The sequence below is a fragment of the Paenibacillus sp. FSL M8-0334 genome, from assembly GCF_038000405.1.
GTDB lineage: Bacteria > Bacillota > Bacilli > Paenibacillales > Paenibacillaceae > Paenibacillus_AQ > Paenibacillus_AQ campinasensis.
Window position 1 is genome coordinate 73175 of record NZ_JBBOCH010000001.1, and the last position, 13304, is coordinate 86478.

The 13304-nt window shown below is 53.4% G+C and carries 10 protein-coding genes; 1 reads left to right on the forward strand and 9 read right to left on the reverse strand.

The window, feature by feature from the left end; all coding sequences use genetic code 11:
• Nucleotides 1-247 precede the first annotated feature (247 nt).
• The 3 genes from pflA to adhE form a co-directional block, all read right to left on the reverse strand.
• Nucleotides 248-982, reverse strand: coding sequence for a pyruvate formate-lyase-activating protein (gene pflA, locus MKX64_RS00390; RefSeq protein ID WP_341035187.1), 735 nt, complete (start codon nt 980-982; stop codon nt 248-250).
• A 54-nt stretch (nt 983-1036) separates the two neighbouring features.
• Complete coding sequence (pflB, locus tag MKX64_RS00395) at nt 1037-3283, reverse strand: formate C-acetyltransferase (protein WP_095263376.1); 2247 nt, start codon at nt 3281-3283, stop codon at nt 1037-1039.
• Nucleotides 3284-3646: 363 nt separating this feature from the next.
• Entirely contained in the window at nt 3647-6256 is a 2610-nt protein-coding gene (gene adhE, locus MKX64_RS00400) for a bifunctional acetaldehyde-CoA/alcohol dehydrogenase (RefSeq protein ID WP_095398033.1), read from the reverse strand.
• A gap of 339 nt (nt 6257-6595) precedes the next feature.
• Here adhE and MKX64_RS00405 point away from each other — a divergent pair, with 339 nt between their 5' ends.
• On the forward strand, nt 6596-7315 hold the full coding sequence (locus MKX64_RS00405; RefSeq protein ID WP_095263375.1) for a Crp/Fnr family transcriptional regulator: 720 nt from the start codon (nt 6596-6598) through the stop codon (nt 7313-7315).
• A gap of 142 nt (nt 7316-7457) precedes the next feature.
• Here the strand turns inward: MKX64_RS00405 and MKX64_RS00410 are convergent, their stop codons facing one another.
• The 6 genes from MKX64_RS00410 to MKX64_RS00435 form a co-directional block, all read right to left on the reverse strand.
• On the reverse strand, nt 7458-8285 hold the full coding sequence (locus MKX64_RS00410; protein WP_095263374.1) for a formate/nitrite transporter family protein: 828 nt from the start codon (nt 8283-8285) through the stop codon (nt 7458-7460).
• Nucleotides 8275-8643 (reverse strand): nitrite reductase small subunit NirD, encoded by a 369-nt coding sequence (gene nirD / locus MKX64_RS00415; RefSeq protein ID WP_341035188.1) that lies wholly within the window; start codon nt 8641-8643, stop codon nt 8275-8277. The genes MKX64_RS00410 and nirD overlap by 11 nt, the downstream gene beginning before the upstream one ends.
• A gap of 31 nt (nt 8644-8674) precedes the next feature.
• Complete coding sequence (gene nirB / locus MKX64_RS00420; protein ID WP_341035189.1) at nt 8675-11113, reverse strand: nitrite reductase large subunit NirB; 2439 nt, start codon at nt 11111-11113, stop codon at nt 8675-8677.
• A 202-nt stretch (nt 11114-11315) separates the two neighbouring features.
• Nucleotides 11316-11636 carry a winged helix-turn-helix transcriptional regulator gene (locus MKX64_RS00425; protein WP_095398031.1) on the reverse strand — a complete coding sequence of 107 codons (321 nt, stop codon included), beginning with the start codon at nt 11634-11636 and terminating at the stop codon, nt 11316-11318.
• A 144-nt stretch (nt 11637-11780) separates the two neighbouring features.
• Nucleotides 11781-12452 (reverse strand): uracil-DNA glycosylase, encoded by a 672-nt coding sequence (locus MKX64_RS00430; protein WP_230875556.1) that lies wholly within the window; start codon nt 12450-12452, stop codon nt 11781-11783.
• A 125-nt stretch (nt 12453-12577) separates the two neighbouring features.
• The gene (locus MKX64_RS00435) at nt 12578-13303 is read right to left on the reverse strand and encodes a ThuA domain-containing protein (RefSeq protein WP_095263370.1); all 726 of its coding nucleotides are present in this window, start codon (nt 13301-13303) and stop codon (nt 12578-12580) included.
• Nucleotide 13304: the final 1 nt, after the last annotated feature.

The window sequence follows — 13304 nt, forward strand, 5'->3', positions numbered from 1 at the left end:
AGCCCGAAGAAGACCGGTACGGGCGTCAAGCACCAGTCAGTCGTCAAGTCGCTCGTTGCAGGACGACGGCCTCGCACATAATAAAGAGCACTTAACCGAAGCTCCCCTCTGTACGGACTAGCCCGAACAGGGATCAAGCTTATGGTTAAGTGCTCGTCATGGCTTATTGGATTGTCAGAAAACAAATGACCGATTCTCTCCGCGTGGTGGCGCATCTTCCGTGCGCGGCTCTGCCGCTACTTCCAGGCTATACGCTCGCAAGGGCCCTGCCTTCCTCGATCAGCCGGTAGGCACGATCCACCTCGGCTTCGGTTGGCGAAGGCATGCCTTCCAGCGGGTAGGCTTTGCCGAGAGCCTCCCATTTATAGACGCCCATCTGATGGTAGGGAAGAATTTCGAACTTCTCCACCCCTTGCAGGGTGCCGATAAATTGGCCCAGCCGGTGCAGGTCCTCCTGATCTTCATGGATGCCCGGAACATAGACGTGCCGGACCCACATTTTCCGGCCATGGTCAGACAGCCAACGCGCGGTCTTTAACGTCCGTTCATTCGATTTGCCGGTCAAAACGATATGCTTCTCATCGTCGATATGCTTCAGATCCAGCAGCACCAGATCCGTGACCTCCAGCAACTCACGAATTTTCTCCGGCTCGTTGTAGCCGTTCGTGTCCAGGGCAGTGTGCAAATTCCACCGGCGCTTAACCTCCCGGAACAGCTCGGTTACGAACGGATACTGAAGCGTCGGCTCGCCGCCAGACACGGTCAGCCCGCCGCCGGATGAACGATAGTAGGGCAGATACGATTCGATCTCGCTCAGCACCTCATTGATCGTCATCTCGCGTCCTTCATTCAGTCCCCAGGTGTCCGGATTATGACAGTATTGGCATTTCAGCAGGCAGCCTTGCATGAAGAGTACAAAGCGGATACCCGGACCGTCAACCGTACCGAAAGTTTCTAGGGAATGGACATGGCCTTTCATCATAGGAAGTCATCCTTTCTGTATCCGCTTTGTTATTGGCTGTACTGGTCTGCCGTGTTACATCGAGGCATGGAAGGTCCGGTTAATGACGTCGAGCTGCTGCTCGCGGGTCAGCTTGATGAAGTTGACCGCATAACCCGATACACGCACCGTCAGCTGCGGATAGTTCTCCGGATGCTCCATCGCATCGATCAGCTGCTCGCGGTTGAATACGTTCACGTTCAGATGATGCGCCTTGCTGCCAAAATATCCGTCCATCATCGAAACGAGGTTGTTCCGGCGAACGTCTTCCTCCTTCCCAAGCGCCTTCGGCACGATGGAGAAGGTGTTGGAGATGCCGTCCAGACTGTCCTCGTACGGCAGCTTCGCCACCGAGGTCAGCGAGGCGAGCGCGCCTTTGCGGTCACGACCGTGCATCGGGTTCGCGCCCGGTGCGAACGGCTCTCCTGCCTTGCGGCCATCCGGCGTGGTGCCGGTCTTTTTGCCATATACAACGTTCGACGTGATCGTCAGCACCGATTGGGTCGGCAGCGCGTCGCGATACGCCTTATGCTTGCGCAGCATGCTCATGAAGGTTTCCACAAGCTCAACGGCTATGCTGTCTACCCGGTCATCGTTGTTGCCATAGCAAGGGAAATCGCCTTCGATCTCGAAGTCAACGGCAACGCCTTGCTCGTTACGGATCGGCTTCACCGTCGCATATTTAATCGCGCTTAGCGAGTCGGCAGCAACGGACAAGCCGGCAATGCCGCAGGCCATCGTGCGCAGAATGTCGCGGTCATGGAGCGCCATCTCGATCCGCTCATAGCTGTACTTGTCATGCATGTAATGGATGACGTTCAGCGTGTTCATGTACAGCTTCGCCAGCCATTCCATCATCGGCTTGAAGCGGTTCATCACTTCGTCGTAATTCAGCACCCCTGCCGTAATTGCCGGGTACTCCGGTCCAACCTGGGCGCCGGATTTCTCATCCTTGCCGCCGTTGATCGCATACAGCAGCGCCTTCGCCAGGTTCGCCCGAGCGCCGAAGAACTGCATCTGCTTGCCGATCCGCATGGCGGATACGCAGCAGGCAATGCCATAATCATCGCCATAAATCGGACGCATCAGGTCATCGTTCTCATATTGAATGGAGCTTGTTTCGATCGATACTTTGGCACAGTACTTCTTGAACGCCTCCGGCAGCTTCTCAGACCACAATACAGTCAGGTTCGGCTCCGGTGCAGGTCCCAGGTTGTACAAGGTGTGCAGGAAGCGGAAGCTGTTCTTGGTCACGCGGGTTTCGCCGCCGACGGACATGCCTCCGATCGATTCGGTTACCCAAGTCGGATCCCCGCTGAACAACTCGTTATAATCCGGGGTGCGCAGAAACTTCACGATGCGCAGCTTCATGACAAAGTGGTCGACCAGCTCCTGGGCTGTCTGCTCGTTCAGCGTTCCTTCTTGCAGGTCGCGCTGTACGTAAATGTCGAGGAAGGAGGATACCCGGCCCAGCGACATCGCCGCTCCGTTCTGCTCCTTGATCGCAGCGAGATAACCGAAGTACAGCCATTGGAATGCTTCCTTGGCATTGTTGGCCGGTTTGGCAATGTCATAGCCGTGCATCTTGGCCATTTCCTTCAATTCCTGAAGGGCGCGAATCTGTTCGGACACCTCTTCACGCAGACGAATGACCGCTTCATCCATATGATCCACTTCAAGCTCCTGCAGTTCACGCTGCTTATCGCGGATCAGGAAATCCACGCCGTACAGCGCCACCCGGCGATAGTCGCCAATAATGCGGCCGCGGCCATAAGCATCCGGCAGACCGGTGATAATGCCCGCTTTACGCGCTGCTCTCATCTCGGAGGTATAGGCATCAAACACCCCTTGGTTGTGCGTCTTGCGAATGTGAGTGAACATGTCCACGATGCTTTGCGGAAGCTCGAAGCCGTAAGCATTGCATGCGTCGATCATCATCCGGATACCGCCAAACGGCTGAATGGAACGTTTGAACGGCTCATCGGTTTGCAATCCGACGATCTGCTCCTTGTCTTTATCCAGATAGCCTGGCCCATGTGACAGTATGGTGGATGGCGTGTTGACGTCCACATCCAGAACGCCGCCGCGCTCGCGCTCTTTCACGCTCAGCTCGGATATAATTTCCCACAGCGCCTTCGTGTTCTCCGTCGGACCCGCCAAGAACTGCTCATCCCCATAGTAAGGTGTAATGTTGCGCTCGATAAAATCATTGACATCAACAGCCTTCGCCCATTTACCGGTCGTGAAGCTTCTCCAGCCGACTTCCTGTGTAATCACCGACATATTGAATCCCTCCAATATTTTTTTAGGCAACTTGAGCCCGGAGCGGGAAATCCACGGGCGACATCCCAGATCCGCTTATGTGACATATTTCACAAATGTGGATGCTGCTATCCCGCTCACAAGCTGCAAGCTTCCGTTTTTCTTCACTTGATCTGGGACTCCAGAATGCTTAAATCCTGCTACACCTTTATTGTAGACCTGCTGCCAGCCTCAATCTGTGATAATGATCACAAATCATGGCCTGAACGTGATTTTTATCACCTGTGACTCCGCTCCTCGAAACGCACTAGCCGCCATCATTCAAGCTTCGCCTTGCGGTGCGGAGCCCGTCTGACATCCGCCTCGGGAGCCCGCCGCAGCCGATTAGAATCGGCCGTAGAAGGCGTTGCGATAGATGTCTGCCAGTTCGCTGACCAGCGGCAGCTTCGGATTGCTCGTGGTGCACTGATCCTCGAATGCCCGGTCAGCGAGCTGTTCTACCCGGCTCTCGAAATCGGCCGGATCGAAGCCCAGCTGCTGGAACGATTCTTCAATGCCCAGCTTGCGGTTGAGATCGCGAATGGCCTGGATCAGGCTGTTCACGCCTTCCTCGGTCGTGCGCGCTGGCAGTCCGAGAATGCGGGCGATCTCTGCATACCGCTGATCCGCCACGAACGACTTGTATTTCGGCCATGCGGCATGCTTGGTCGGCTTCTTGGCATTGTAGCGGATCACATGCGGCATCAGAATCGCATTGGTACGACCGTGCGCGGTATGGTACTGACCGCCCCATTTATGCGCCAGACTGTGGTTGATGCCGAGGAAGGCGTTGGCGAAGGCCATGCCCGCCAGGGTCGAGGCGTTGTGCATTTTCTCCCGCGCAAGCTTGTCACCCGTCAATGCCGATGCTTCAAGATATTCGAATACCAGCTGGATCGCTTTGATGGCGAGGCCGTCTGTATAATCGTTGGCCATGACCGATACGTAAGCTTCAATCGCATGGGTCAGCACATCCATCCCTGTATCGGCAACCGCCGTTTTCGGCAGCGAGTATACGAATTCCGGATCGATAATCGCCACATCTGGCGTCAGCTCATAATCCGCCAGCGGATACTTGGTATTGCCCTGGATTTTGTCCGTGATGACCGCAAACGAGGTCACTTCCGAGCCTGTACCCGAGGTTGTCGGAATCGCCACGAATTGGGCTTTCTGGCCAAGTCTCGGATATTTGAACGTCCGCTTGCGGATATCCATGAACTTCTGCTTCAAACTGTTGAACTCGGTGTCCGGATATTCGTAGAACAGCCACATTGCTTTCGCGGCATCCATTGGCGAACCGCCGCCAAGGGCAATAATGCAGTCCGGCTGGAAGCGCGCCATCATTTCTGTTCCGCGCTCGACCGTCGTAGTCGACGGGTCCGGTTCCACTTCCGAGAACACTTCGATCGCAACCGGCGTCCGGCGCTGGCGCAGGTAATACTCCACCCGCTCCACGTAACCGAGCTTCACCATCACGGGGTCGGTCACGATGGCCACACGTTGAATGTCCGGCATTTTGGCAAGGTACTGCGTTGCGCCTTTTTCAAAATAAATTTTGCTCGGCACTTTAAACCACTGCATATTCACGGTACGTCGGTTCACCCTTTTCACATTAATCAGGTTGACAGCCGTTACGTTCGAAGACGTTGCATTCCGTCCGTAAGAGCCGCAGCCCAGCGTCAACGACGGCAGGTTCGTATTGTAGATATCCCCGATGCCTCCCTGGGAGGACGGCTGATTCACGAGAATGCGGCAGGTCTGCATGCGATCGGAAAACTTGGCAATGACCTCTTCGTTATTCGAATGGATGACCGAGGAGTGACCCATCCCGCCGAAGGCAACCATTTCCTCTGCCCGCTTGATCCCCTCTTCCGCATTCTTCACTTTATAGCAGGCCAGCACCGGGCTCAGTTTTTCCGCAGACAGCGGATAGCCAGGTCCAACCCCGGCCAGCTCGGCCACGAGAATCTTGGTGTTCTCCGGCACTGTAAAGCCGCATGCCTCGGCGATCTTGACCGCAGGCTGTCCGACGATCGCAGGGTTCACTGCGCATTTATCGGCAACCATTGCCCCGGCCGTCAGCTTCGCTGCTTCCTCTTTGCTTACAAAATAGCAGCCGTTCTCGATCATTTTCTTCTTCACCTGGTCATAGATCGGCTCTTCAATGATGACCGCTTGCTCGGATGCGCAGATCATGCCGTTGTCAAACGTCTTCGAGAGGATCAAATCATACACCGCCTGATCCAGATCAGCGGTTCTCTCAATAAAGCATGGCACATTCCCGGGACCGACGCCGAGCGCTGGCTTGCCGCAGCTGTATGCCGCCTTCACCATTGCCGAACCGCCGGTGGCCAAGATGAGCGCCACATCCGGGTGGTTCATCAGCAGATTTGTTTTTTCCATGGAAGGCTCCTCAATCCATTGGATGCAATCGGCAGGCGCCCCATGCTTCACTGCAGCCTCCAGCAAAATTTTGGCTGCCTCGCGACTGCAGGCCTGTGCTGACGGATGGAACCCGAAGATGATCGGATTGCGCGTTTTGATCGAGATCAGCGCCTTGAATATCGTGGTGGATGTCGGGTTCGTCACCGGTGTAATGCCCATAATGATGCCGACCGGCTCCGCAATCTTTTGATAGCTTTCGTACGGATTATCCTCAATGACACCTACCGTCTTGTCATATTTGATGCTGTTGTGAATATATTCGGTAGCGAACAGGTTTTTAATAATTTTGTCTTCATATACCCCTCTTCCCGTTTCCTCCACGGCCATTTTGGCCAGCTGCATGTGCTGCTCAAGCCCGGCCATCGCCATCGCCTGCACGATCCGGTCTACTTGTTCTTGATCGAGAGCCATAAACTTCTCCCGCGCCCGGTTCGCTTTTGCAATCAATTGATCAATATAACCGGTTGCCGTTTGCTTTTTGTTATCCGCGTTTTCTTTCGTTACAGCCATCTCTCTTCGCCTCCTAATGGTATTCGTTTCTATGTTCAGCGCATCCTCACGCTGCTTACGGTTTGATCATATCATGCGCCAAACCAAAATCATGTGAATTTTTTCACAATATAAAAAATAACGAAATATTTCGTTAAAACACCTATACCTGTGCCTTTTCATTCCAATCACGATCCGCCCCACTATGCTATTCTTCCCCGTTTATCACCTCTTTTAAGTGAAAATGATCACAATGTTTGAAATTTAGACACTTTTGTCGCGTCACAAGTGAATTTTTTCACGTTATAATGTATTTAAAGATTGAATGTATTAAAAATAGGATGTTAGGAGATGCCAACAATGAAAACGATGGAACTGACAATGCAAGCCCAAGGAAACACACGCTGTTTTTCGGAGCAGAACTTGAACCGTCTGCTCGTTGCCATGAAAGATAGAACGCTCCCTGAAGGCTCCCATCTGTTTTGGGAAGGCGATTTTTCCGACAAACTTTATTACATCAAGAGCGGCTGTGTCAAATTAACGAAATCGACCGATGAAGGCAAAGAACTGATCCTCTATATGTATCATCCCGGCGACATGGTTGGCCAGGCCGATCCGTTCTTCGGAACGAATCACAGCTTCTCGGCCGAAGTGGTAGAGGACACGGTGGTCGGCGTCATCGATCAAAAAGAGCTGGAAATGCTGATCTGCCAACACTGCGATTTTGCGATTGATTTCATGAAATGGATGGGCATCCATCACCGCATCACCCAAACCAAATTCAGAGACCTGATGATGTACGGCAAGCCGGGGGCGCTCACCTCCACGCTCATCCGCCTGAGCAACAGCTACGGTCAGCAGCAAGAGGACGATACCGTTCTGATCAACAAAAAGATTACGCACACCGACCTCTCCAACATGATTGGCGCAACCCGGGAAAGCGTAAACCGGATGCTGAGCGACCTGCGAAGAAAAGACGCCATCGAATATATCGGAGGCATGATTCTGATCAAAGATATGACGATGCTGCAGGATATTTGCCACTGCGAGCTGTGCCCGGAGGAAATTTGCAGGATCTAGGCGAGCAATACCATAGCATGAGCCTCCCCCACCCGGCTGGGCTATCCTTCAGATCAACGATATCGAGGATGGCCTTTTTCTTTTGTCACAAAAGCGGACTTATGCAGCTGGCTAGCCTGTAAAGTCCGCTTTCTTGTTATGTTTATTTAGCCAGCGTCTTCTCCTGGCCGCTGTCCTGCGTCTTCGTGCTTGTCTTCGTCTTCGCCGAAGAGATGAACCAATAAGCCATCCCGAGAAACACACTGCCCCCGACAATGTTGCCAAGCGTCACCGGCACCATGTTGCCGATCCAACCGGCAATCGACACCGTCTCCGGATGCCCGGGCAGCATGACCGCCAGCGTAAGCAGCGACATATTCGCTACGCTATGCTCGTACCCTGTTGCAATAAAGGCAAACAAGCACCACCAGATCAGAATGAGCTTCGCCGTCTCCCCTTTGGTGCGCATGCCCATCCATAAAGCGAGACAGACGAGCCAGTTACACAGAATCCCCCGGAAAAACAGTTCCATAAACGGATCGTTCATCTTTTTGGCGGCCGCGGTAAAAATCAGGTGATCAGCCGGAATGCCCTTAAACAGTCCGGAGCCATAGATCAGACTGCTGAGCACAATGGCTCCGACAAGATTTCCGATGAACACAACCACCCAGTTCTTCAACGTATCCGATACGGTGGTCCGTCCGGACAGCGTGCTCATCGTAAAAAACATATTGTTGCCGGTAAACAGCTCCGATCCTGCAAACACAACGAGTGTGAGCGCAATCCCGAAGGCCGCTCCCATCACGAGAGACTGAAGCGGCGAACCTTCCGCTGCAAGCGGAGCGCCCAGCCTGAATATCAGCATGATGCCGATTCCGACATAAGCGCCCGCCAGCATCGCGGATACGAAGTAACGCAGAAAATTGGTCTTCATCTGTTCCTTTTTCTTGACCGCCGCCTGGACGACGGCTTCCACATCTTCAGCGAACACGGACCTCACCTCCCGGGTGCTCCGTCTGCTGGCCGCCTGCCGCCACGCCTACCTCAATCATTCCATCGGCCTCCCGGACCGGAAACGTTCGCACGTGGCCGGTATCCGGCGCTTGCACGAGGCCCGTCGTCAGATCAATTTTCCAGTCGTACAGCGGATCATATATATAGTGGCCGGATACGATGGCCTCGGCCAGCGTTCCTCCTTTGGGGTTAGGGTTTTTGTTCTCCAGTGCAAACCAGCGATGATCCGAGGTTCGGAAAACGGCGATTTCCTCGCCGCATACTGACACCGTCCTTCCGAGCAATGTCGGGAAATCCTCCGGCCGGCCAACAGGTGTAAACATTCCGTTCTCCATGTGTATCATCCTCCGTTCAGGTTTTATAAAATCAGCTCATCGTGACCGGTTTGACGTCCTCAAACAGCGTTTCCCGCAGCGTCTCATCCTTCAGCACTTTCTTCCAAGGGTCTTCGACCTGCTTGAGGGCAAGCTCGATTCTTGCGACCAGCGCCTTCCGCTCGCCGTCATTGCTCAGCACCGCTTCACGGATAGAATCAAGGCCCAGACGCTCCACCCATTCCGATGTTCTTTCCAAATATTTGCCGGTCTCGCGGTAATACTGCATCAGCGCCGCACAGATCTCAATCAGCTCTTCATCCGTCTTCACTTTGCAGAAAGAATCGGCAAGGCGTGCTTTCGTTCCCCCGTTGCCGCCGACAAAGATTTCCCAGCCGCCGTCATTGCCAACGATGCCGATATCTTTGGTGCAGGCTTCGGCGCAGTTCCGCGGACAGCCGTTAACCGCCATCTTGAATTTCGCCGGGAAGTCCAGCCGCTCGAACTTCTTCTCGATCAAGGCGCCCATGCTCATGGAGTCCTGTGTGCCGAAGCGGCAGAACTGGGAGCCTACACAGGTCTTCACCGTCCGCAGCGACTTGGCGTACGCATAGCCTGACGGCATATCCAGCTCCTCCCACACCTTCGGCAGGTCCTCCTTCTTCACGCCGATCAGATCCAGACGTTGACCGCCCGTCACCTTGACGACTTTCACATTATATTTCAGCGATACATCCGCAATTTTCTTCAGATCCTCCGGTGTCGTCACCCCGCCGTACATCCGCGGCACTACCGTAAACGTGCCATCCTTCTGAATGTTGGCGCTCAGCCGCTCGTTCACAAAGCGGGACTCTCGCTCCTCCTGATGCGTTTCCGGATTCAGCATGACGAGGTAGTAATGGATGGCAGGCCGGCACTTCGAGCAGCCCTCGGGATTGCTCCAGCCCAGGACATGCATGACCTCTCTCGTGGAGGTGAGTCCTTTATCCCGGATCTGTGCCACAATTTCATCCCGGTCGAGCGTCGTGCACGGACATATTCCCTGCTTGGCACTGGCTGTATAGCCGGCCCCGAGCACGCTCTGGAGAATCTGCTCCACCACCGGCTTGCAGCCGCCGCAAGAGCGGGTCGCTCCCGTGCAGGCCTTAATTTCATCTACTGTCGTTAAGCCCTCTCCGTTAATGGCATCCACAATCGCCTTTTTCGTCACCCCGTTACAGCCGCACACAATCTCGTCATCCGGCATGTTCTCCACCATCGCAGCTTTGCTGCCCCCGTGTCCTCCGCATCCGGTTCCCATGATGGAAGCATAGATTTCATCCGTCATTTCCGCCTTCTGTCTGACCAAAGACTGCAAGCTGGCCGATTCGCTTACGTCGCCGAACAGGATCGCTCCGACGATGCGCCCGTCCCGCATCAGAATTTTTTTGTATGTCTTCTTCCACTCATCCTTAGCGGTAATCACGGTATGCTCCGGCTGCTCCAGGAACTCGCCGGCCGAGAACACATCAACTCCGCTGATCTTCAGCTTGGTCGATACCACCGATCCTTCATACGGCTTAGTGTCCACCCCGCTTAAATGCTTGGCCAGCACCTGTCCCTGCTCAAACAGCGGAGCCACCAGGCCATAGCATACGCCGCGATGCTCACAGCATTCGCCTACCGCATATACATCTGGCATCGACGTTTCCATATAGTCATTGACGACAATCCCGCGTCCGGTCTCAATGCCGCTCGCTTGAGCCACCGCCGTATTCGCGCGAATGCCGACCGCCATCACAACCAGCTCGGCCTCCAGTTCGCCCCCATCCTTGAAGCGCAACCCTTTCACCCGGGTATCTCCCCATATTTCAGTCGTCTGTTTCCCGAGCAGGAAACGGATTCCCTGGCGCTCAAGCTCCTGCTGCAGCATCCGGGCCGCATGGGAGTCGAGCTGGCTCTCCATCAAGTCGTCCATCAGGTGAACGACAGTGACCTCCATACCAAGACTCACCAGCCCTTTGGCTGCCTCAAGTCCAAGCAAACCGCCGCCAATGACAGCCGCCTTCTTGTAGGTTTTGGACGCTTCGAGCATGCGGGTACAATCCGCAATATCCCTGAAGCCAACGACGCCTTCCTTATCACTGCCTGGAACCGGAAGAATAAACGGCCGCGAGCCGGTCGCAATAATCACCTTGTCGTAAGGCACGTTCAAGCCATTGTCGCAGACCACCACTTTGTTTGCCTCATCAATGGCTGTCGCTGCCGTACCGGTGTGAAGCGTAATCTGATTGTCTTCATACCATTGCCAGTCATTCAATACGATATCATCGATCGTTTTGCTGCCCTCCAGAACGTAAGACAGCATGATCCGGTTGTAGTTCGGGTGTGGCTCCTGGCCAATGACCGTAATATCATAGGCTCCGCCCAGTTTAATAATTTGTTCAATCGTGCCAATTCCGGCGATGCCGTTTCCTATGACAACTAATTTTTGTTTTTTTCGATTCGTCACGATGCATTCCTCCCCACTCGTTATGCAGCTTATCTCTTCCCTTACATGTCAATTATATCGTTTGAGTCCTTCTAATTTTGTGATATTTTTCACATAATATAGTTAAAAATTTAATTATTCATACGAATACGAAAATAAACCCTGACTGAGAACATGTCTCAGGTCAGGGTCTATTTTTGTGGAAGTGCCGAATGAACCACCGTCATTTTTCAATCCATTGCTCCGCCCAACTGGAGATTTCATCCATTACGGGACGAAGCGCTTTCCCCTTTTCAGTTAATTCGTATTCAATACGAACCGGAGTCTCCGGGTAAACATGTCGTACCAAAATGCCCTCACATTCCAAGTCCTTCATTCTCTCGGACAGCATCTTGTCACTCATGGACGGTATGACACTGGAGATGTCTTTAAACCGCTTCGGTCCGCTCATCAGCGCCTGAATGATCAGTCCATTCCATCGCTTGCCAAGGCATGCAAACGCCGACTCAAACCGGGGACAGAGCTTGATGTTTGTAGCTCCCATATCCTTCACCTCTTTGCGAAGTCACCTTGTACTCATCATTATACGGGTAAACACTAACATGTGAAACTTACGATTAGTTAGTATGTTTCATTTTAGCATATTTTTAGGCTTCTGAAAACCTTTTAGCCCTTTTTCCTCATAAAATCAGCTGTTTCTTCTTAAAATTTGAGATAAATGATCCAGATCAGACATAACAATATCGGTCAGCTTCCTGTTATATAGTATAGCAGCCGGATGAAACAAAGGGAATATTTGATAGATTTCCCTTGAGAAGATATAGCCCTTATCCGGCATTGCCGGATCGGCCGCCTGCTGAACTGGCCCTTCAATCAGCTTGCCGTGCAGTGAAGTAATCGTTTCGTGACTGCCAATCAGTCTGTGCAGCGCCGTATTGCCCATCGGCACAATGATCTGCGGCTGAACCCAGCGAATCTCTTCATCCAGTATGGGCGCATGCGCCAAGATTTCAGTTTTGGTAGGCGTTCGGTTGGAACGGCTGATCACCGTCTCCCCTGACGCCCGGGTCAGCGGCTTCTCCTTATACGGTCTGCTGCGGATGACGCTGGTGATATACACCTCATCACGGGTAAGCCCAAGCCGCTGTAAATACCCGTCCAGCTCCTCCCCGGCCTGACCGGAAAACGGCCGTCCTTCCTGGATCTCTGTCGCTCCCGGCGCTTCACCGACAAACATCACCTGTGCCGGATACGTGCCTCCCCCAAGCAGAAATCCTTCCACCGGGTGCCCGCTCAGCCGGGCTCTGCAGACGGCAATGACGGATGGATCCACCGGCGCGCTTCGGATTCCACTCAGCATTCGGTTCCCCTCCTTCCAGGTTATCCACCCTTTCATACATTATATTACCCTAAGATGCAAAGAAACCGGTCAAGAATATATAATCCTTGACCGGTTCTGCCGCTATTATGAATGCGGAAGCTAACTTATACGACCGGAATCTGCAGCGGACGGATCGGCTGACTGTTTCCGAACACCTGTTTACCCGCTTTGGATGGTGCCCACCGAATCGCATTGGAAATGACTTTCAGCACTTCAGGGTTGCGGTAGGTTGGATAGGTTTCATGACCTGGACGGAAGTAGAAGATATTGCCATGTCCGCGCTTGAATGTGCATCCGCTGCGGAACACCTCTCCTCCGGAGAAATTGCTGATAAAGATCAGCTCATCCGGGGCTGGAATGTCAAAGAACTCCCCGTACATCTCCTCTTGATCGATAATGATCGGACCTGTAATTCCTTCAGCGATCGGATGCGTCGGGTTGACGCTCCACATCAATTCCTGCTCCCCGGCTTCCCGCCATTTCAAATCGCAACTTGTGCCCATCAGAGCTTTGAATGGCTTGGAGAAATGGCCGGAGTGCAGAACGATCAGCCCCATACCGTCAAGCACGCGCTTTACCACTCGATCTACAATCTCGTCGCTAACCTTGTCATGAGCCATATGTCCCCACCACAGCAGTACATCGGTGGAATCGAGCACGTCCTGGGTCAGTCCATGGTCGGGCTGATCCAGCGTTGCCGTCCGGATGATAAAATCCGGATGCGCCAGACCCTCGGCCAAAGCCATATGAATCCCTGTCGGATACACGGCTTTAACCTCCTGATGAATATTTTCGTGAACGAACTCGTTCCAAATCGTTACATTAAGCATG

Excerpts from the sequence above, each read along its gene's own strand:
- pflA (WP_341035187.1), bottom strand. The coding sequence starts at position 982 with ATGATGAAAGGCCATGTCCATTCCCTAGAAACTTTCGGTACGGTTGAC.
- pflB (WP_095263376.1), bottom strand. The coding sequence starts at position 3,283 with ATGTCGGTGATTACACAGGAAGTCGGCTGGAGAAGCTTCACGACCGGT.
- adhE (WP_095398033.1), bottom strand. The coding sequence starts at position 6,256 with ATGGCTGTAACGAAAGAAAACGCGGATAACAAAAAGCAAACGGCAACC.
- MKX64_RS00405 (WP_095263375.1), top strand. The coding sequence starts at position 6,596 with ATGAAAACGATGGAACTGACAATGCAAGCCCAAGGAAACACACGCTGT.
- nirD (WP_341035188.1), bottom strand. The coding sequence starts at position 8,643 with ATGGAGAACGGAATGTTTACACCTGTTGGCCGGCCGGAGGATTTCCCG.
- MKX64_RS00425 (WP_095398031.1), bottom strand. The coding sequence starts at position 11,636 with ATGGGAGCTACAAACATCAAGCTCTGTCCCCGGTTTGAGTCGGCGTTT.
- MKX64_RS00430 (WP_230875556.1), bottom strand. The coding sequence starts at position 12,452 with ATGCTGAGTGGAATCCGAAGCGCGCCGGTGGATCCATCCGTCATTGCC.
- MKX64_RS00435 (WP_095263370.1), bottom strand. The coding sequence starts at position 13,303 with ATGCTTAATGTAACGATTTGGAACGAGTTCGTTCACGAAAATATTCAT.